Genomic DNA, 19,009 nt, shown 5'->3' with positions numbered 1-19,009 from the left:
ATTTTTTCCTATAATAGTAGAAATGCATTTTTGAAATAGGAACATACATTGAAAGAAAAATCTTTAACCATTTTTATGAAAAATGTTTGGATAATTAAGTAAAACATACGTTGACACAAGTATAATCCCGTGCTAAGATTGGTTTACATTTTAATTCCGAGTAAAAAGATAAGATTAATATGAGTAACGAAAGGGAGTTACCAGCATGGAGCATGCCATCACGATTCAAAGCGACGATGTCGAATTAGCCGCAACATTACATTACCCTACACAGCAAACCACAGCGGTTCAAGCCGATTGTCAACGCTACCCCTTAATTATCATTTGTCACGGATTTATCGGGAGTCGAATCGGTGTTGACCGGCTTTTTGTAAAGGCAGCTCGTTCTTTCAGCGCACAAGGTTATTTTGTACTTCGTTTTGATTATGGTGGCTGTGGCGAAAGTACAGGGGATTACGGCGCAGGTGGACTAGATGTACTAATTGAACAGACCCGACGAGTGATTGATTATGGTGTTTCCATTGATTGTGTGGATCTGAGTAGAGTTATTCTTCTTGGACATAGCTTAGGCGGTGCCGCGGCAGTCTTAACAGCAGCGAAGGATCATCGCGTGAAAACCCTTGTCCTTTGGTCGGCTGTTGCCCATCCACACAACGATATTATGCGAATCGTCGGCAAGAACGAATACGAGAAACTGCCACTGGGTGGTTCGATCGATCATCATGGCTATAAACTAACAAGTCGATTCTTCGAATCTTTGTCGCAGCATCAACCGTTTGAACAATTACGTAAATTTACTGGCGATGTATTTGTTCTTCATGGAACAGCAGATGAAACCATACCTGTCGATTATGCGCCGTTATATCAGAAGATGTTCTGGCTGCGCAAAGAAGGTCAATGTGACCTGGAGCTCGTGTATCAAGCAAATCATACGTACTCGACGACACCTTCAACGACTGAATTGCTGGAGAAAACGGGAGATTGGCTAAACTATACGTATAAACGAAACAAAGAGTGGAATGATTGGACAATTTAAATGACATGGAGGCATGACGATGGCGAAACCACTGGAATTAGACGAAATTTGGGTTGAGCGAATTAAGCAAATTTTAGATGGACTAGAATATGGTTCTGTACAAATTGTGGTTCATGATGGCAAGATTACACAGATTGATAAAACAGAAAGAAAAAGATTTGAGACCGCGGCTGCGCCACAAGCACAAGCCACCTTACAAGCGGTGAAATCGACGAACAAACAAAAGAGTAAAGTTTAGATTCATTATTGGACTTATCATTTATCATCAGCCCCCATGCCTTGTGGAATGGGGGCTGTTTTCATTCGTCAGAAGACGTATACTAATGAGGAGTAGAAGAGAGATTTGGAAGGAGAATCTTATGCGTAAAGGTCACTTTATTTGGGAAGATACGCAGGGAATCAAACACTATGTGTACGAGTGGCTGCCTTCGGAAGACGTGGGATTCAAGGGGATTGTGCAGATTGCACACGGGATGGCAGAAACAGCCGCCAGATATGAGCGTTTAGCTAAAGTTCTGACTAAGAACGGATACGCCGTCTATGCAAATGATCACTTGGGACATGGCCGAACAGCGGGTTCTCTGGAAGCCGTGGGTAAGTTTGGCAAGGATGGCTTTCATGCCATGGCTGATGCAATGGGACAAATTACATCACAAATTCGTATGCGTTATGCAGAGTCCTATCTACCCTTATTTATGTTAGGGCATAGTATGGGTTCATTTTTAACGCAGTATTACATGGGTTCTTATTTGGAGCGATACCCGAGTCATGTTCAAGGGATTCTATTGTCCGGTTCGAATGGAAAAGAAGGCCCAGTCCTACAAGTTGGAATTGGGATAGCGACGCTGGAAGCAGCAATTCGTGGAGATCATTTTAGGAGTGTCCTGTTGACCGCACTCTCTTTTGGATCGTTTAATACGAAGTTCAAGCCGAATCGTACCGCGTTTGATTGGTTGAGTCGGGATGAACGTGAGGTTGATGCATACATCAATGATCCTTACTGCGGTGGGATTTTTACATCGGGATACTTCAGGGATTTCTTCAAAGGATTAATGGAAATACATACCCCCCAGCATTTGGCTCGTATTCGCAAGGAAATTCCAATTTATATTTTCTCAGGTGAGGATGATCCAGTCGGCGGGCAAGGAAAGGGTATTCGCAGTTTAATTAAGACCTATGAGAAGCTGAGGATACAAGATATCAGTTATAAGCTATATCCAGGTGGCAGGCACGAAATGTTGAATGAAATTAATCGCGATGAGGTAATGGGAGATATTGTTGCAAGGTTAGATAGTTGGATCGCGAAGTGAAGTAAGCTGTTCCTTATCGGCCGGAGGGCTGGTGGGAACAGCTTTTTTGATGATGGTTGGAAATGCCACTTTGTGAGTTCGATAGTTATTACTTCGCATTCCGTTCGAGTTGCGCACGAATGCCTTCACGGTCGATTTGGATCCAGTATTCTACGATTTTTGCATCCTCAACACGATAAACAGCGCTAGCGATTTCGACAATCGGTTTCCCGGTAGGTGAGAAGCCATCAACTTCTCCAATATGTGTACCCGTTTGTTTCCATCGAACATAGACACGATCTTCCTGGGCGAGGAGCTCCTGAACTTCTAATTGAAAAGTGCCATAAGCGTCAAGCATTTCGCGAACATGATCAGCATAATTCGTCGGCGTCCGATGGACTGTTGTTTCATTTTCAGCTGTCATTTGATGAGCTAGAACCTGTTCGGCCATGTAATCTTGGGCTGCATCGGGCTGCTTGCCAGAACGGACGAGTTGAAAAAATCGTTGAACGACGTCTCTTGGTGATAATGACATAGGCGTTGCTCCTTAGTTGGAAGAATGAGTGATTGGTAGAAAAGTATAGGGGATTGTGGGTGGAAGTGCAAGCGGTGGATTAGAAGGGTGATGAGGCAGGTAACTTTCAAAGGCAATGTGTTAAACTAATATAAAATGAAGGAGGCTCCAATGTATGAAGGATCTTACCTCAGACCGAATTAAAATCCCCCTAGGATTTTGGGCAGGATTACAACACTTGGGGATTTATCCCCACGATATAGCTCGCCAAGCACGATTGCCGCTCACCATTATTACTGAGTCAGCAGTCACCACTACCCAATATTTCGCGATCTGGCAGGCTTATTCCGATCTCGTTGGTGACAATGCCCAAGGAATCATCAAGCTAGTGACCGCCTTTGAAACAGCCAAGTACCCACCGTCTGTCTTAGCGACTTACCATGCTCGTGACTATCGTGACGCACTAAACCGAATGGTTCGTTATAAGCAAATGTGCCCGCCGGAAAGCTTACATATCACCGAGGAGGGGGAGAGCTGTGTAATTGAACTGAATTGGTTGACTACAGAGCAAACCGGTCCATCCATGCTGGTTGGTATCACACTGGCATACCTGCTGGAACTCGGGCGACGAGGCACAGGCAAGCCTTTAACGGCGAGATTCGTCGAATTTTCACAGCCCATGGGCGATGTACAGGCACTTGAAGCTTACTTTGGCTGCCGTGTTGAGGTTGGTGCACAAAGTAACCGATTGATATTGGATCGAAGAGATTTGGAACGCCCCTTTGTTTCGTACAACGAAGAATTGCTGGAGATGCTCACTCCTGTTCTGGACCAAACCTTGGATGAACAGCAGCGTAGACGATCTGTTACTGAGATGGTCAAATGGATCTTGAAACGCAGCCTTACCGGAGGACGCCCCGACATTCATACGGTCGCAAAGGAGTTGGGTATGAGTGAGCGCACATTGCAGCGCCAGCTTACAGAGGAGAACACGAGCTTCCAGCAACTGTTGACTCAAGTTAGGCATGAACAGGCAAGGGAGTACTTGGCAGACCCCACGTTCGAAATTAAAGAAGTGGCTTTCTTGATTGGATATGAAGATCAGAACTCATTCTACCGTGCCTTCCGCATGTGGGAAGGTGATACGCCTTCCAATTGGCGTGCGGCCAATGTTACTTTTGCTGCAGAGAAATAACAGGTACGGCTATTAATAATTTGGCGTGTTATGCAAGAAATTTGGCGTAATAGGCTAGTTACGAAACAATCCAAACCAAGTAAGATAATCCCTATCCGGTCACAAGATTTTTTACCAAAAGGAGACATGTACGATGGATATGGGATTAACCAATAAAACAGCTTTAGTTACAGGATCTACGAAGGGGATAGGTAAAGCTATTGCGATTGAACTTGCCAAAGAAGGTGTCAATGTCCTCATTAATGGACGGAATTTTGAAGAGGTAGAGCGGAATGTTCAAGAAATGAAGTCGAATTTCCCAGCTACCTCACCTCAAAATGCGACGGCCGATATTGTAGATCGTATGCAAAGAGAGGCTCTATTTAAAAAATACCCCGACATAGATATTTTAGTGAACAATATGGGGATTTATGAAATAATGCAATATGAGGACATTGATGATGAAATATGGGAAAAGTACTTCCGTACCAATGTTCTAGCTGCAAATGGATTATCTAAATTTTACTTACCTAACATGCTGAAAAATGATTATGGGCGGATTATCTTTATCGCAAGTGAAGAAGCACTGATGCCTTCTGGTCAAATGCCACAGTATTGTATGACAAAATCAATGCTATTATCGTTGTCCAAAAGCCTATCTAAATTAACAAGAGGGTCAGAAGTCACTGTCAATTCAATCATGCCAGGACCAACACTCTCTGAAAATGTGCAACAAATCATTGAAGGTATGTATCCTAATGAAGATATGACTTTTTCAGAAAAAGAGAAACAATTGATGTCTACAATCTTACCTCAATCTGAAATCCAACGGTTTATCAATCCTATTGAAATCGGAAGACTAGCTGCCTTCCTATGTAGCCCATATGCTTCCGCATTTAAAGGTTCTCCGATTCGGATGGATGGTGGGATGATACCTACTATTTTTTGATATTTATATTGGAGGCGTGTGCGTGGATACAGGTAAGAAGAAGCCAGCTCATACGGCAGCTAACCTCGAAACTGCTTCAGTTCTTGGAAGACGCGCTTTGAACCGTGCTTTGCTCGAGAGACAATTTCTGCTTAGGAGAGTCAATCTACCAGCGCTTGAAGCCATTGAGCATTTAGTTGGTTTGCAGGCGCAAGCCCCCAATCCTCCATACTATGCTTTGTGGACACGGCTTGAAGAATTTCGACAGGAAGAACTGAGTCAACTTATTGAAGAAAGGAAGGCGGTGCGCATCGCGATGATGCGCTCCACAATTTACTTAGTGTCAGCTCGTGATTGTTTGGAGATGCGACCATGGATACAAGGTGTCCACGACCGAGCTTTTACCGGTACCTATGGCAAAAGTCTCGCTGGTTTAGATGCACAGGCGCTAGCCGCTGCAGGCCGAGCATTGGTTGAAGCGAAGCCAAAGACATTCAGCGAAATAGGCAAGCGGCTAAGTGAAGAGTGGCCGGACCGTGATCCGGATGCTCTCGCAGCTGCCATTCGGACGATGGTGCCACTTGTTCAAGTGCCGCCGCGCGGACTTTGGGGTCAAAGTGGCCAATCATTGCATACGTCTTCAGAACTCTGGTTGGGATCGTGCCTCTCTTCCGAACCGAAGCCGGAGATAATGATCCAACGCTACTTGTCCGCCTTTGGCCCAGCTTCAGTCAAGGATATGCAGGCATGGTCGGGTCAAACCAGGTTGCGTGAGGTATTTGAGAAGCTTCGTCCTGATCTCATCTGCTTTCGTGATGAGCAGGGGAATGAATTGTTTGACCTACCAGATGCACCGAGACCCGACCCAGCTAGTGCGGCTCAACCGCGATTTTTGGGCGAGTATGATAATATCCTCTTATCACACGCAGATCGGACAAGGATTATTGATGACACGTATCGAAATCGGGTATTCACCAAGAACGGCATCATTCGGTCAGTTATCCTCGTGGATGGCTTTGTGAGCGGTATATGGAATCTCAAGCGGGGGAGCGGAACAGCGACACTCACCATTGAACCCTTCAGGAGTTTAACTTCTCAGGAACAAGATGAATTAGCAGTAGAAGGGGCTAAACTGTTGAAATTTGCAGCGGCTGACGACCTCACCCCTGATATTCAGTTCCTAACCTAGGCAATGCAACGAGCACAACGTTTATAAACAATCAAACACCTAAATGGATCAGCTGGATAGGAAATAATTTACATTATTCTTGAAACATTTGGGAGCGCTGGTCCGTTTAAGAGTTGTGTGAGTTGTTATGAAGTTGGGGTTAGAAGGGGGAGTTGTGGTGAGAAGAGTAATAAGTATCCTACTTATGACGGTTCTAGGATTAAGCTTCATGATGATCTTCCATTCTTCTGATGTATATGCTTGCTCTTGTGCTCAGCCTCAAACTGTGAAAGATCAATTTAGTCGATCGGAAGCTGTTTTTTCTGGGAAAGTGCTTGAAGTGAAGGAGCAAAAAAACGTAAACGGAAGTATGACCAAAGCTGCGCTATTCGACGTAAGTCGTATATGGAAAGGCGGCACTGAATCTCAAATTATTATTCATACGGGAAGCGGTGGCGGGGATTGTGGAATTAATTTTGAAAAAGGCAAAGAATATTTGGTTTATGCTGCGCCATCATCGATGTATGGAGGTAAAGAGTTGCTTGTTACAATTATTTGTGACAGGACGGTTGCTTTAAATCAATCGCAAGAGGATTTGGCAGTATTAGGCGAGGGAAAATTTCCGACCGAACAAGTTCATCTTGAAGGTGAGCTGTCACGCATGCACCCCTTTATCTGGGTTGCGGTAATTGGAGTAGTTGCGATAGGAACGACGATTTTCTTGTTCCGGCGAAAATGGAAGAAATGATTATTAAGCAGCCCCCTTCGCGTACTGCGAAGGGGGCTGCTCTCGTCTGCTGCGTTTACGCCAGCAGCTTCTTAAATTCCTCGGTCAGCAGCGGCACGACCTCGAACAGATCGCCGACGATGCCATAGTCGGCAACTTTAAAGATCGGCGCCTCTGCATCCTTGTTGATCGCGATGATGACGCGCGAAGAGCTCATCCCCGCCAAATGTTGAATGGCGCCGCTAATGCCGCACGCGATGTAAATTTCTGGCGTCACGACCTTGCCGGTCTGGCCGATCTGCATCGCGTACTCGCAGTACCCCGCGTCGCAAGCCCCGCGGGAAGCCCCAACCGCGCCGCCTAAGACGGCAGCCAGCTCTTCGAGCGGCTGGAACCCATCGGCGCTGCGCACGCCCCGTCCGCCGGAGACGACGATCTTGGCTTCTGCCAAGTCGATGGCGCCGGACGTTTTTTTCACGACCTCCCGGATGATGCTTCGCAGGGAGGGAGCGGGATAGGCAACATCGATGATTGCAGCTTGACGCGAAGCGTCAGGGGAGGCAGCCGTGATGTTGTTGGGTCTTATCGTGACGACCCATGGTGCGGCAGGGTCGGTAAACGCTTTCTTTTCGACCGCTTTACCAGCGTAAAGCGGTCGGGTGAACAAGACGTTATCGCCAGTGCGTTCGATGGCGGTAACGTCAGAGATTTGGCCGGCTGAAAGCGAAGCGGCGGTCAATGGCGCAAGGTCTCGGCCTATCGCTGTATGGCCGAAAAAAACGGCATGAGGTCCGGCAACAGCGGTAACGGCCAACAAAGCACTTAGATAGGCCTCAGAGCTATAACTCTCAAGCTGAGGATCTTCGACAACATAGACGGTGTCTGCGCCGTAAGCGGCGAGCTCACCAGCTAACGATTTCGTGCCAGCGCCACCGAGCATAACGGCAGCAAGTGTATCACCATCAGCAGCAGAAAGCTGCGCCGAACGTAAGGCCTCAAAGGATACTTGACGAAGCTTGCCACTGCGAGCTTCTGCAACTACAAGAAATTGTTTAGCCATCGATATAGCCTCCTAAGTTATTATAGTTTCGGGTGTATTTAGATCACTTTGGATTCGTTTCGCAATGCTTGAACGAGCTCAGTTACTTGGTGGGCAAGTTCACCTTTGAGGATGCGACCAGCTTGACGCTCGGGCGGGAGGGATAAAGCCAGACGTGTCGTTTTGGCAAGAATGGCATCCGCACCAGAAATGTCATCAAGGGTTAAGTGTTGGAAAGGTTTTTTCTTCGCTTTCATAATGCCAGGAAGTGAGGGGTATCTAGGTTCATTTAGGCCTTGTTGCGCTGTAAATAAGGCAGGGAGTGGAACTTCGATCACTTCGATATCGCCTTCAGCATCGCGATGAACAAGTGCTGTTTCTCCTGTGATTTCCAGCTTAGTAATCGAAGCAACATGAGGCAATCCAAGTAGGTTAGCTAGACGAATAGCTACTTGACCTGCCCCGTTATCAACGGAGAAGTTACCTCCTAGTAAGAGATCGACAGATTGGCTGCGTAAATACGCGGCTAAAATTTCAGCAATTTCAAATTCGTCCCCGAGGATTCGATCATCGGTAATCAAAACAGCCTCGTCGGCACCCATCGCGAGAGCGGTTCGCAATGCTTCCGCCGTGCGATCAGGTCCGATCGATAGAAGTGTCACTTTACCGCCATGCTCATCTCGCAATTGTATAGCTTGCTCTACCGCATACTCGTCGTATGGATTTATGACGAACTTCGCGCCATCCTCTTGTACGACGCCATTCTGCAAGACGATTTTCTCCTCTGTATCAAACGTTTGCTTCAATAATACAAAAATGTCCATAGCCAAGCTCCCTCCTGAATATACATGAAATAGAGACCTTACTTGCCCAACTCTAGAATAGTTATGACTCAATGCCTTTAATGAAAAAATCAAGCGTAGGACCAACCTGAGCCGTTAAGGAATACTTTTGCCCAGAAATCAGCCAAGAGGTGACGACCTCATCCATACCTCCAAAAATAAGAAGTCTTACCAGCTTCACGTCCAGATCCGCACGGAAGCTGCCGTCATTCTTTCCTTTTTCTAATATATTTTCAATGAGGATAATATATCTCTTTAGGGCAAGACCAATCTCTTTACGAAGCTCCAAATCACTTTGACGAAGCTCAATTTGCGTGAGGTAGGCCATATGAATGTTATTTTCCAACTCGCTAAAATGAATCTCACAGATTTTGCGCAGCGCCTCCTTCGGGCTCGTGCTTTCTCTGACAGCTGCGTTGAATTTCTCGACAAGCTCGCCTAATTTCTCTTGAAAAAGACTAGTTAAGATATCCTCCTTCTTCTTGAAGTAGAGATAAATGGTGCCATCCGCGACACCGGCTTCTTTGGCAATGCGAGAAACTTGGGATTTATGAAACCCGTTTTCCGCAAATACTTTCATCGCGCCTTCGAGAATCGCATAATACTTGTCTGGTTTTTTGCCACTTGTCAAGGAGATCACCTCGGTGTTAGAATACAAATATCGGTGAATGAATACTCATTCATTTTCGTAATTTCATCATAAAATACGCAGTACGCCTTGTCAACGACTTATTCCGCTTAACAAGCAGTAGGGAGGTTTGTCGGCTTACTCTTCACATGGAAGCAGGTTTCTACTCTTATTTTAAAAGGGACTCATGGAATTTGCTTTTTTGCGATTCGGGAATGTAAGCGTTAACAAATAGGTGAGTGATTAACAAATCTAATAAAAGGAGGGTCCTCCATGACCGGTACGCTGATTCAGTTTCTACTCTTTTTGGCGGTTACGGGTTTGGCGCTCTACGGGTTCGGCCGGGTTGTGTATCACCGATACTTATACATCCAGTTGGGGAAATCGGTGGATTTGAAGAAGGAAGCCAAGATAAGGCTCAAGGGGTTTGCGGTTCAAGTGTTTGGCCAGACGAAGTTATTGAAGGATAAAAAGAGCGGTATCATGCATATCGTCATTTTTTACGGCTTCATTATTCTACAGCTAGGTGCTTTGGACCTTATTTTAAAAGGATTAATTGACCGAGGGTTACCTGTCCCAGGTTATGACTACTTCACCCTCATGCAGGAAGTGACGGTCGGGTTGATCGTGCTGGCGATGGGTTACGCGACCTATCGACGCTATATCGAGAAGCTTAAACGCCTTAAGCGAGGCTGGAAGCCAAGTATTGTCGTGTTTTTTATCATGTTCCTGATGCTGTCAGTCGTTATAAGCGGTGGCTTTGAACGAGTGCGCGAGGGGCTCCCAGCCTCAGGCTTCGCTCCGCTGACATCCGTTTGGGCAGCCTTATTCGATGGGATCTCAACATCGGCGGCGACGGTGGGCTTCTATGCAGGCTGGTGGATGCACTTGTTGATTCTGTTATCTTTCCTTATCTATGTGCCGCAGTCCAAGCATTTTCACATTATTACGGCTCCGATTAACATCTTGCTGCGACGCACGGAGCCGACGGGTAAGCTTGCATCCCTGAATTTGGAGGATGAAGACGCAGAGACATTCGGTGTTGGCAAGATTGAGGATTTTACCCAAAAACAAATGCTGGATTTCTACTCCTGTGTAGAATGTGGTCGTTGTACGAGCGTATGTCCCGCTAATACGACTGGGAAGCTGCTGTCCCCGATGCACCTCATTACGAAGCTGCGCGATCATTTGACGGAGAAGGGCGCTGCTATAACCTCGAAATCCCCTTGGGTACCTGCCATGGTGTTTGCGCCGGAATCGCAGGGTAACGCTCTTGAAGTGGAACTCATCGGAGGTGTGATCACCGAGGAAGAGCTGTGGGCTTGTACAACCTGTCGAAACTGTGAGGATCAATGTCCAGTTGCGAATGAGCATGTGGATAAAATCATTGATATGCGCAGGCACTTGGTGCTGACGCAAGGCAGTATGCCGCATGACGGTCAGCGCGCACTTCAAAATATCGAAAGACAAGGAAATCCTTGGGGGATTTCACGCAATGATCGTGTGAAATGGGTCAAAGAGGTTGACCCGGAAGATGTGCTTGAGGTTCGAACCGTTAAAGAAAATCCAACGTTTGAGTATTTGTTCTTTTTAGGCTCAATGGGCGCCTATGATAATCGCAGTCGTAAAATCACACATGCATTTGTGAAATTAATGAAGGAGGCTGGTATCTCTTTTGCCATATTAGGAAATGAGGAGAAAAATTCAGGTGATACACCGCGTCGGATGGGGAATGAATTCTTGTTCCAACAGCTGTGTGCGGACAATATCGCTACTTTTCAAAAGTATAAGGTAGGGAAGATCGTCACGACTTGCCCGCATACGTACCACACGTTCAAAAATGAGTATCCCGAATTTGGCTTAACGGCAGAAGTTTATCATCATACAGAATTGCTGGATCTATGGGTGAAAGAAGGACGCTTGACTCCGCAATACGAGGTCAATGAACGCATAACGTACCACGATTCTTGCTACTTAGGTCGTTATAACGAAGTGTACGAGGAGCCCCGTAATGTGTTGCGGGCGATTCCTGGTGTGGAACTTGTGGAACAAGCGCGTTCTCGTGAGAACAGCATGTGCTGTGGAGCGGGTGGAGGCATGATGTGGATGGAGGAAACGGCCGGTACTCGTGTGAATGTGGCGCGTACGGAGCAGCTTCTGAGTGTCAAGCCAACGGTGATCACCTCGGCGTGTCCTTATTGTTTGACGATGGTGGAGGATGGCACGAAGCTGAAAGAAGTAGAAGAGCAAGTAAAAGCACGAGATATCGCAGAAATTCTTGCACAATCGGTGTTTGGTCTATCGAAAAACTAAAGTAGTGCTTTCGAAGCCAGTTTTCTAACGAAAACTTTAAGGAGATGATCTCATGACAACTATTCGTACGGCAGCGGTAATCGGTTCGGGTGTAATGGGTTCCGGTATTGCTGCGCATTTGGCCAATGTAGGTATTCCTGTTTTATTGCTCGATCGTGTGCCTGAACAGTTAACACCACAAGAGGAAGCGGCAGGTTTGACGCTCGATCATCCCAAAGTACGGAATCGGTTTGCTGTTACTGCTCTGGAGAAGCTCGGCAAGACAAACCCAGCACCCTTGTATAGTGAAACTTTTGCCTCACGCATCACGCCAGGGAATATTGAAGATGATTTGGCGAAGCTGAGCCAAGTGGATTGGATTGTCGAAGTCATTATCGAAAATTTACAGGCTAAACAAGAGCTTATCGCTCGTATTGAAAAGGTGTGGAAACCCGGTACGATCGTTTCATCGAATACGTCAGGAATTTCCATAAATGCGATGGTGGAGAACGCTGGGGAAGCATTCAAGAAACATTTTCTAGGGACTCATTTCTTTAATCCTCCACGCTACATGAAATTATTGGAAATTATTCCGAATGAGCAGACGGATCCTGTGATCATCTCGAGTATGAGTGATTTTTGTGAGAAAAAGCTTGGTAAGGGCGTTGTGCAAGCGAAAGATACACCTAATTTTATAAGTAATCGGATTGGTACTTACGGTTTGCTCATTACGTTAAGAGAAATGCTGGCCAAAGGCTATACGGTTGAAGAGGTAGATGCGGTTACAGGACCTGCCATGGGGCGACCGAAAAGCGCAACATTCCGCACATTGGACCTTGTTGGTCTCGATACATTCGTGCATGTGGCGAACAATGTGTTTGATCTTGTGACGGATCCGGTTGAGAAGGATGTCTTCGATACCCCTGCAATTTTGAAAGAGATGGTAGCCAAAGGCTGGATTGGTGAGAAACAAGGTCAGGGCTTTTATAAAAAGGTAAAAACAGCGGAAGGCAAGGAAATTCAAGCTTTGAATTTAGAGACTATGGCCTACGCGGCAGGTCGCAAAATTAGTTCAGCATCCTTGGAGGCTGCCAAACAGGCGAAGGGAACTGTGGGCAAGTTGAAGGCATTGCTTGGTGCGAAGGATCGGTATTCGGAGCTAGCGTGGAACATTCTGAAGCCGGTTCTACTGTACGCTGCTGAGAAACGCGATGAAATCGCGGAAACAATCGTTGATATCGATAATGCGCTCAAGTGGGGCTTTAACTGGGAGTTGGGACCTTTTGAAACATGGGATGCGATTGGGCTAAAACGTTCTGTGGAACGCATGGAAGTGGAAGGCAGTACTGTGCCCGAGTGGGTAAAAGCATGGATTGACGCGGGTCATGACAGTTTCTATGAGCGGAAAGAGGGTCGCACCTTCGCGATTTTGAACGAGGAGCTTCGCGAGGTGGAGTCGCGGCCAGAAATCATTTCGCTGGCATCTCTCAAGCAGCAGAACAAAATCATCCGTTCGAACAGCGGAGCGAGTTTAATCGATATTGGCGATGATGTAGCTTGCCTGGAGTTTAACTCTCCGAACAATGCGATCGGGGCCGATATTCTCACGATGATTCAGCAAAGTGTTGATGAGGTGCGTAGTAATTATCGGGGGCTGGTTGTGGCCAATGAGGGCAAAAACTTCTGTGTTGGCGCCAATCTAATGCTCCTGTTGATGGAAGCTCAGGACGGCGAGTGGGATGAAGTGGATGGCATCATTCGGTTATTCCAGAATGCCATGCTGAAGCTGAAAAGACTGGATAAACCTGTCGTCGCTGCCCCGCATAAAATGACGCTCGGTGGTGGCGTAGAGGCCTGCATGCCGGCGGATCAAACGATTTTCTCGGCGGAGACGTATTACGGACTCGTTGAAACGGGTGTTGGACTCATTCCTGCCGGAGGTGGCTGCAAGGAATTAGCGCTGCTGGCCAGCCAACAAGTGAGAGACCCAGAGGTTGATCTGCAGCCATGGATCAATGCAGCTTTTGAGACGGTGGCCATGGCAAAGGTGTCCACGAGCGGCCATGATACGAAACGTCTTGGCTATATGCGAGCGCAAGATTCCGTAGTCGTAAATCCGGATCATCGGATTTATGAAGCGAAGCAAGCCGTACTTCGAATGGATGCGGCAGGCTATACGCCACCTGCGATTGAGAAAATCCGTGTCGTAGGCGAGAACGGGAAGGCGGTTATGCAGGTTGGCGCTTACTCGATGCTGAAAGGCGGCTACATTAGCGAGCATGACCAACTGATTGCGAATAAACTCGCACATGTGTTGGCAGGTGGGAATGTACCTGCGGGGACATTGGTGACGGAACAATATATGCTGGATTTGGAGCGCGAGGCGTTTTTGAGTTTATGTGGTGAGATCAAGACGCAGCAGCGGATGCAGTTTATGCTCTCGAAAGGCAAGGCTTTGAGGAATTAAGAACTGGCGTTAACTAACCCCTTACACCTAACTCCGTAAGGGAACGTAGCGAGGCTATTGGTCCAAAAGCGAGATGAGAACACAATTTGTGAGGTATGATACCCAACTATTCCTAATGAGGTGAGTTCGATGAAGGAAGCCGTCATTGTATCCATAACACGCACAGCTGTTGGACGCGCGAAAAAAGGCAGTTTCGCGCAAACGCGCGCGGAAGATCTAGGCAAAGCCGTACTTGAAGAAGCCGTACGGCGAGTGCCTGGTCTCGACAAAGGTGATGTCGAGGACATCATCATCGGGTGCGCGATGCCCGAAGGCGAGCAAGGGCTGAACTTCGCCCGCACGATGTCGCTGTATGCGGGCTTTCCCGTGACGGTGCCGGCGATCACGGTCAATCGTTTCTGTTCCTCCGGCTTGCAAGCCATCGCGTATGCGGCGGAGCGCATTATGCTCGGCCACGCCGAGGTGATCATTGCCGGAGGCGTTGAGAGCATGAGCCACGTCCCGATGACGGGCTTCAAGCTCTCGCCGCATCCGCGGCTGGTCGAGACCATGCCCGAGGTATACATGGGCATGGGGCATACGGCCGAAGCCGTCGCGCAGCGCTTCGGCATCTCGCGCGAAGCGCAGGATGGCTTTGCGACGCGCAGCCATCAGAAGGCAGCGGCGGCCATCGCAGCGGGCCGCTTCACGGATGAGATCGTGCCGGTGAGCACGAGCGTGAAGGGCGTTGACGAACGAGGCAAGGCCTTCGTTCGTGAGTATGTGTTTGCTACGGATGAGGGCGTTCGCCCCGATACATCCGTGGAAGGGCTGAGCAAGCTGAAGCCTGCGTTCAGCTTGGGTGGCTCTGTGACGGCGGGCAACGCGTCACAGACGTCGGACGGCGCAGCGGCGGCCGTGCTGATGAGCCGAGAGCGCGCGGAAGCGCTCGGGCTGAAGCCGATGGCGACGTTCCTGTCCTTCGCACTTTCCGGTGTGGAGCCGGAAATTATGGGCGTTGGCCCCGTCAAAGCGATTCCGAAAGCACTGAAGATGGCTGGTATTTCCCAAGATCAAGTCGATCTCTTCGAGATTAATGAAGCTTTTGCTTCACAGTGCGTTCATATCGTTCGCGAGCTGGGAATTGACGAGGAGAAGGTCAATGTAAATGGTGGAGCGATTGCACTGGGTCATCCACTTGGCTGCACAGGTGCAAAGCTGTCAACTAGTTTGATCTATGAGCTACAGCGCCGAGGCGGCGGGTACGGGGTTGTGTCGATGTGTATCGGCGGTGGTATGGGAGCGGCTGGCGTGTTTCAAGTCCATGCAATGGAGTAAGGCGGCACTCATTTTACTTTCATATATGTTCATTATCATCATTCCAAATCATAAGGAGAGTTGACTCATGACGAACAAAGTCGTTGGCGGAAGCTTTGTTATATCGGATCTTGATTTTCATTCCATCGTAACACCGGAGGATTTCACGGAAGAACATCGCATGATTGCAGAAACAACGCGTGATTACGTGAACGGGGAAGTTATGCCGAATGATGAGCATTTAGAAAAGTTAGATTATGATTTGACTGTCAAACTCATGCGTAGTGCAGGTGATCTTGGGTTGCTTGGGGCGGATGTGCCAGAAATCTATGGCGGACTTGGCTTGGATAAGGTCAGCTCCACAATCATTAGCGAAAATTTAGCGCGAGCATCCTCCTTTGCTTTATCCATTGGCGCACACGTGGGGATCGGAACGTTGCCAATCGTGTTCTTCGGTACAATGGAACAGAAGAAAAAGTATCTGCCTGATTTAGCCACTGGAGCGAAAATCGCTGCCTATTGCTTAACGGAGCCAACTTCGGGTTCCGATGCGCTTGGTGCCAAAACAACGGCCCGCCTTTCCGACGATGGAAAGCACTACCTTTTAAACGGGTCCAAACTCTATATCACAAATGCCGGATTCGCAGATATATTCATCGTGTATGCCAAAATTAACGGCACAGACTTCACCGCTTTTATCGTGGAAAAAGGTGATCCAGGGTTTACGATGGGACCCGAAGAGAAAAAGATGGGAATCAAAGGCTCCTCGACGCGCCCGTTATTTTTCGAAGATGTGAAAGTGCCGGTAGAAAACCTGCTCGGAGAAATCGGCAAAGGCCATCTGATCGCTTTTAACATTCTGAATATCGGGCGTTACAAATTAGCTGTTGGTTGTCTAGGTGCGTCCAAGGAGACTATTGAGCTTGCAGTGAAATATGCGAATACGCGCCAGCAATTCCAAACGCCAATCTCAAAATTTCCACTAATTGGTAAAAAACTAGCAGAAATGAATATCCAGACTTATATCTTGGAAAGCATGGTGTACCGGACGACTGGCCTATTTGATACGATCCTCAAGGATATTGACCATTCCAGTCCTGATGCAGGCAAAATATCGGCAAAAGGCATATCGGAATACGCGCTTGAATGCTCAATTAATAAGGTTTTCGCTTCGGAAGTTCTTGACTTTGTTGCGGATGAAGGACTACAAATTCACGGTGGTTACGGCTTCATTCAAGAATATAAAGTAGAGCGGATCTATCGTGACTCGCGGATTAATCGCATTTTCGAAGGGACGAATGAAATTAATCGCTTGCTCATCCCGGGTACGCTGGTCAAGAAAGCGATGAAAGGCGAACTGCCTTTGCTGCAAAAAGCGCAAGCACTACAAGGTGAGTTACTTGCCTATATGCCAGGCCAATCGTTTGAAGGTACATTGGCTGAAGAAACTCATTTGGTCGGGATGGCCAAAAAGGTGTTCCTCATGGTGGGCGGGCTTGCCGTACAGAAATACGGTATGGCTCTCGAGAAAAATCAGGAAGTATTGAGCAACCTCGCGGATATCATGATTCAGATTTTTGCGGCTGAAAGCGGGCTGTTACGGACCCAAAAGATCATTCACAAACTAGGTGAAACGAAGGCGACGAATGCCATTCAGCTTACGACGGTATTTATTCATGAGGCTTTTGACAAAATTGAGGCATATGCGAAAGAAGCGCTCAGTACGATGGAAGAAGGAGATGTGCTGCGGACTCAACTATCCATACTCAAGAAGCTGTCTAGACGCAGCAGTGTCAATACGGTGGGGTTGAAGCGCGACATCGCCGCACGTGTAATTCAGGGTGAGAAATACATCGGATGAGTCTTGGGAGTCAAGAACCTGAAGGGGATGGTTTTGTATGAGGGAGTCAAAGCCTTGGCTGCGTCATTATCCATCGGAAGTGGCGCCGACTTACGAGTACCCGAAACATAATCTAGCACGTTTGTTGGTTGATTCAGCACATCAATTTCCCGAACGGCCAGCCTTGTATTTCTTGGGGAAAAAGCTATCATATCGCGAATTGCTACATGCGTCTTATCAATTTGCTCACGTGTTAATGGATCTTGGGGTACGACCAGGGGAACGGGTGTCGATTATGCTGCCGAATTGTCCTTCGGCTATCATTGCATACTTCGGCACGTTGATGATGGGCGGAATTGTCGTGATGACGAATCCGCTTTATGTAGAAAGAGAGCTGATTCATCAGCTCTCTGATTCGGAAGCTGTCGTCATTGTTACATTGGATCTGCTATTTGATCGCGTACAGAAGGCGAAATCGCGGACATTTCTGCGCCATGTTATCGTGACCTCGATTAAGGACTATTTACCGTTTCCTAAGAATCTTTTATATCCGATTAAAATGAAAAAAGATGGCGCCAAGCTCGATGTTACCTATGGTGATGGCGTTTATGCATTCAAGAAGTTACTGCGAGCAGCTTCGGCAGCCCCTATCTGTGTGGACGTCAACGCAGATGACGATATTGCCTTGCTTCAATACACTGGCGGAACCACAGGATTATCCAAAGGTGTGATGCTAACGCATACCAATTTAATTGCCAATACGTATCAGACGAGCAATTGGTGTTATCAAGTCCAGCCTGGCGGAGATCGTTTTTTAGGGGCTATTCCTTGTTTCCACGTCTTTGGTCTGACGGTTCTATTGAATCAATCGATGTATCGAGCAGGGATGCTAATCCTTATTCCGAAGTTCGATATTGATATGATTCTCGATACGATTCACAAGTTAAAGCCTACGATTTTCCCAGGTGCACCTACAATGTATGTCGCATTAATCAATCATAAACGGGTGAAGGAAGTTGATATTTCTTCGATCAATGTTTGTGTAAGCGGTTCAGCGCCATTGCCATTGGAGGTTCAAGAGCGATTTGAGGCGTTGACCGGCGGTAGATTAATTGAAGGGTACGGGCTGACAGAGGCTTCTCCCGTTACGCATGCGAATCCGATTTGGGGATTTCGTAAAATTATGTCCATCGGTGTTCCTTTTCCGGATACGGTAACGAAAGTCGTGGATTCTGACTCTGGAGAGGAAATGCCGATTGGTGAAATCGGTGAAATTATTATTAAAGGCCCTCAAATTATGAAGGGTTACTGGAAACGGGAACAAGAAACGGCAAAGACGATTAAGGATGGCTGGTTATATACCGGTGATATGGGACGCATGGATGAGGATGGTTTCTTTTCAATCGTTGATCGTAAAAAGGATTTAATTATTGCAGGCGGCTTTAATATTTATCCACGCGATATTGAAGAAGTTCTCTACGAGCATCCAGCGATTCTGGAGGCAGCTGTCGCAGGTGTTCCTGATGAATACCGTGGGGAAACCGTGAAAGCTTTTATCGTGCTAAGAGAAGGTATGACGCTCTCGGAAAAAGAGTTAGATGTCTGGTGTAGAGAACGCTTGGCGGCCTATAAAGTCCCTCGTAAAGTTGAATTCAGGCAGTCTTTACCGAAAACGATGATTGGAAAGGTGCTCAGGCGGCAATTACTAGAGGAAGAAGTTAAGCAGTAAGTGTCTTTTCTCATCATGCGTAGGGGCAGCCCTTACAAAG

16 protein-coding genes are annotated in these 19,009 nt (G+C 47.3%); 12 read left to right on the top strand and 4 right to left on the bottom strand.

Annotated elements, in window-relative coordinates; all coding sequences use genetic code 11:
- The first annotated feature begins 205 nt into the window (after window positions 1-205).
- The 3 genes from L6I86_RS04265 to L6I86_RS04255 all read left to right on the top strand — a co-directional run bounded on the left by L6I86_RS04265 (window position 206) and on the right by L6I86_RS04255 (window position 2,346).
- Window positions 206-1,036 carry an alpha/beta hydrolase family protein gene (locus L6I86_RS04265; RefSeq protein WP_236284908.1) on the top strand — a complete coding sequence of 277 codons (831 nt, stop codon included), beginning with the start codon at window positions 206-208 and terminating at the stop codon, window positions 1,034-1,036.
- Between the two features lie 19 nt (window positions 1,037-1,055).
- The gene (locus tag L6I86_RS04260) at window positions 1,056-1,274 is read left to right on the top strand and encodes a YezD family protein (protein WP_056621072.1); all 219 of its coding nucleotides are present in this window, start codon (window positions 1,056-1,058) and stop codon (window positions 1,272-1,274) included.
- 121 nt (window positions 1,275-1,395) lie between these two features.
- Window positions 1,396-2,346, top strand: coding sequence for an alpha/beta fold hydrolase (locus tag L6I86_RS04255; protein ID WP_236284907.1), 951 nt, complete (start codon window positions 1,396-1,398; stop codon window positions 2,344-2,346).
- An 88-nt stretch (window positions 2,347-2,434) separates the two neighbouring features.
- Here L6I86_RS04255 and L6I86_RS04250 read toward each other — a convergent pair whose 3' ends face one another.
- Window positions 2,435-2,860 carry an ester cyclase gene (locus tag L6I86_RS04250; protein WP_236284906.1) on the bottom strand — a complete coding sequence of 142 codons (426 nt, stop codon included), beginning with the start codon at window positions 2,858-2,860 and terminating at the stop codon, window positions 2,435-2,437.
- Window positions 2,861-3,014: 154 nt separating this feature from the next.
- Here L6I86_RS04250 and L6I86_RS04245 point away from each other — a divergent pair, with 154 nt between their 5' ends.
- The 4 genes from L6I86_RS04245 (at window position 3,015) to L6I86_RS04230 (ending at window position 6,857) form a co-directional block, all read left to right on the top strand.
- On the top strand, window positions 3,015-4,034 hold the full coding sequence (locus L6I86_RS04245; protein ID WP_236284905.1) for a helix-turn-helix transcriptional regulator: 1,020 nt from the start codon (window positions 3,015-3,017) through the stop codon (window positions 4,032-4,034).
- Window positions 4,035-4,167: 133 nt separating this feature from the next.
- Complete coding sequence (locus tag L6I86_RS04240; RefSeq protein WP_236284903.1) at window positions 4,168-4,962, top strand: SDR family NAD(P)-dependent oxidoreductase; 795 nt, start codon at window positions 4,168-4,170, stop codon at window positions 4,960-4,962.
- Window positions 4,963-4,984: 22 nt separating this feature from the next.
- Window positions 4,985-6,130: a winged helix DNA-binding domain-containing protein gene (locus tag L6I86_RS04235; RefSeq protein ID WP_236284901.1), complete on the top strand. Its 1,146-nt coding sequence runs from the start codon at window positions 4,985-4,987 to the stop codon at window positions 6,128-6,130.
- A 157-nt stretch (window positions 6,131-6,287) separates the two neighbouring features.
- Window positions 6,288-6,857 (top strand): hypothetical protein, encoded by a 570-nt coding sequence (locus L6I86_RS04230; RefSeq protein ID WP_236284899.1) that lies wholly within the window; start codon window positions 6,288-6,290, stop codon window positions 6,855-6,857.
- 55 nt (window positions 6,858-6,912) lie between these two features.
- Here the strand turns inward: L6I86_RS04230 and L6I86_RS04225 are convergent, their stop codons facing one another.
- The 3 genes from L6I86_RS04225 to L6I86_RS04215 form a co-directional block, all read right to left on the bottom strand.
- The gene (locus tag L6I86_RS04225) at window positions 6,913-7,896 is read right to left on the bottom strand and encodes an electron transfer flavoprotein subunit alpha/FixB family protein (protein WP_236284897.1); all 984 of its coding nucleotides are present in this window, start codon (window positions 7,894-7,896) and stop codon (window positions 6,913-6,915) included.
- 38 nt (window positions 7,897-7,934) lie between these two features.
- The gene (locus tag L6I86_RS04220) at window positions 7,935-8,699 is read right to left on the bottom strand and encodes an electron transfer flavoprotein subunit beta/FixA family protein (protein ID WP_236284895.1); all 765 of its coding nucleotides are present in this window, start codon (window positions 8,697-8,699) and stop codon (window positions 7,935-7,937) included.
- Window positions 8,700-8,760: 61 nt separating this feature from the next.
- Window positions 8,761-9,348, bottom strand: coding sequence for a TetR/AcrR family transcriptional regulator (locus tag L6I86_RS04215; protein WP_268796233.1), 588 nt, complete (start codon window positions 9,346-9,348; stop codon window positions 8,761-8,763).
- A gap of 270 nt (window positions 9,349-9,618) precedes the next feature.
- Here L6I86_RS04215 and L6I86_RS04210 point away from each other — a divergent pair, with 270 nt between their 5' ends.
- From L6I86_RS04210 to L6I86_RS04190, 5 genes are all read left to right on the top strand, one after another.
- Window positions 9,619-11,658, top strand: coding sequence for a (Fe-S)-binding protein (locus L6I86_RS04210; RefSeq protein WP_236284893.1), 2,040 nt, complete (start codon window positions 9,619-9,621; stop codon window positions 11,656-11,658).
- 52 nt (window positions 11,659-11,710) lie between these two features.
- Window positions 11,711-14,104 carry a 3-hydroxyacyl-CoA dehydrogenase/enoyl-CoA hydratase family protein gene (locus L6I86_RS04205; RefSeq protein WP_236284891.1) on the top strand — a complete coding sequence of 798 codons (2,394 nt, stop codon included), beginning with the start codon at window positions 11,711-11,713 and terminating at the stop codon, window positions 14,102-14,104.
- Window positions 14,105-14,233: 129 nt separating this feature from the next.
- Window positions 14,234-15,421: an acetyl-CoA C-acyltransferase gene (locus tag L6I86_RS04200; RefSeq protein ID WP_236284889.1), complete on the top strand. Its 1,188-nt coding sequence runs from the start codon at window positions 14,234-14,236 to the stop codon at window positions 15,419-15,421.
- A 67-nt stretch (window positions 15,422-15,488) separates the two neighbouring features.
- Complete coding sequence (locus tag L6I86_RS04195; protein ID WP_236284888.1) at window positions 15,489-17,261, top strand: acyl-CoA dehydrogenase family protein; 1,773 nt, start codon at window positions 15,489-15,491, stop codon at window positions 17,259-17,261.
- 37 nt (window positions 17,262-17,298) lie between these two features.
- Complete coding sequence (locus tag L6I86_RS04190) at window positions 17,299-18,969, top strand: long-chain-fatty-acid--CoA ligase (protein WP_236284887.1); 1,671 nt, start codon at window positions 17,299-17,301, stop codon at window positions 18,967-18,969.
- The last annotated feature ends 40 nt before the right edge of the window (window positions 18,970-19,009 follow it).

The organism is Paenibacillus allorhizoplanae, assembly GCF_927798215.1.
In the GTDB taxonomy this organism is placed as follows: domain Bacteria; phylum Bacillota; class Bacilli; order Paenibacillales; family NBRC-103111; genus Paenibacillus_E; species Paenibacillus_E allorhizoplanae.
Note: the sequence above shows the minus strand (reverse complement) of the source record. Positions and strands in the feature narration are given on the sequence as shown.

Coding starts and splice junctions, on each gene's coding strand:
- L6I86_RS04265 (WP_236284908.1), top strand. CDS start 206: ATGGAGCATGCCATCACGATTCAAAGCGACGATGTCGAATTAGCCGCA.
- L6I86_RS04260 (WP_056621072.1), top strand. CDS start 1,056: ATGGCGAAACCACTGGAATTAGACGAAATTTGGGTTGAGCGAATTAAG.
- L6I86_RS04255 (WP_236284907.1), top strand. CDS start 1,396: ATGCGTAAAGGTCACTTTATTTGGGAAGATACGCAGGGAATCAAACAC.
- L6I86_RS04250 (WP_236284906.1), bottom strand. CDS start 2,860: ATGTCATTATCACCAAGAGACGTCGTTCAACGATTTTTTCAACTCGTC.
- L6I86_RS04245 (WP_236284905.1), top strand. CDS start 3,015: ATGAAGGATCTTACCTCAGACCGAATTAAAATCCCCCTAGGATTTTGG.
- L6I86_RS04240 (WP_236284903.1), top strand. CDS start 4,168: ATGGATATGGGATTAACCAATAAAACAGCTTTAGTTACAGGATCTACG.
- L6I86_RS04225 (WP_236284897.1), bottom strand. CDS start 7,896: ATGGCTAAACAATTTCTTGTAGTTGCAGAAGCTCGCAGTGGCAAGCTT.
- L6I86_RS04220 (WP_236284895.1), bottom strand. CDS start 8,699: ATGGACATTTTTGTATTATTGAAGCAAACGTTTGATACAGAGGAGAAA.
- L6I86_RS04210 (WP_236284893.1), top strand. CDS start 9,619: ATGACCGGTACGCTGATTCAGTTTCTACTCTTTTTGGCGGTTACGGGT.
- L6I86_RS04205 (WP_236284891.1), top strand. CDS start 11,711: ATGACAACTATTCGTACGGCAGCGGTAATCGGTTCGGGTGTAATGGGT.
- L6I86_RS04200 (WP_236284889.1), top strand. CDS start 14,234: ATGAAGGAAGCCGTCATTGTATCCATAACACGCACAGCTGTTGGACGC.
- L6I86_RS04195 (WP_236284888.1), top strand. CDS start 15,489: ATGACGAACAAAGTCGTTGGCGGAAGCTTTGTTATATCGGATCTTGAT.
- L6I86_RS04190 (WP_236284887.1), top strand. CDS start 17,299: ATGAGGGAGTCAAAGCCTTGGCTGCGTCATTATCCATCGGAAGTGGCG.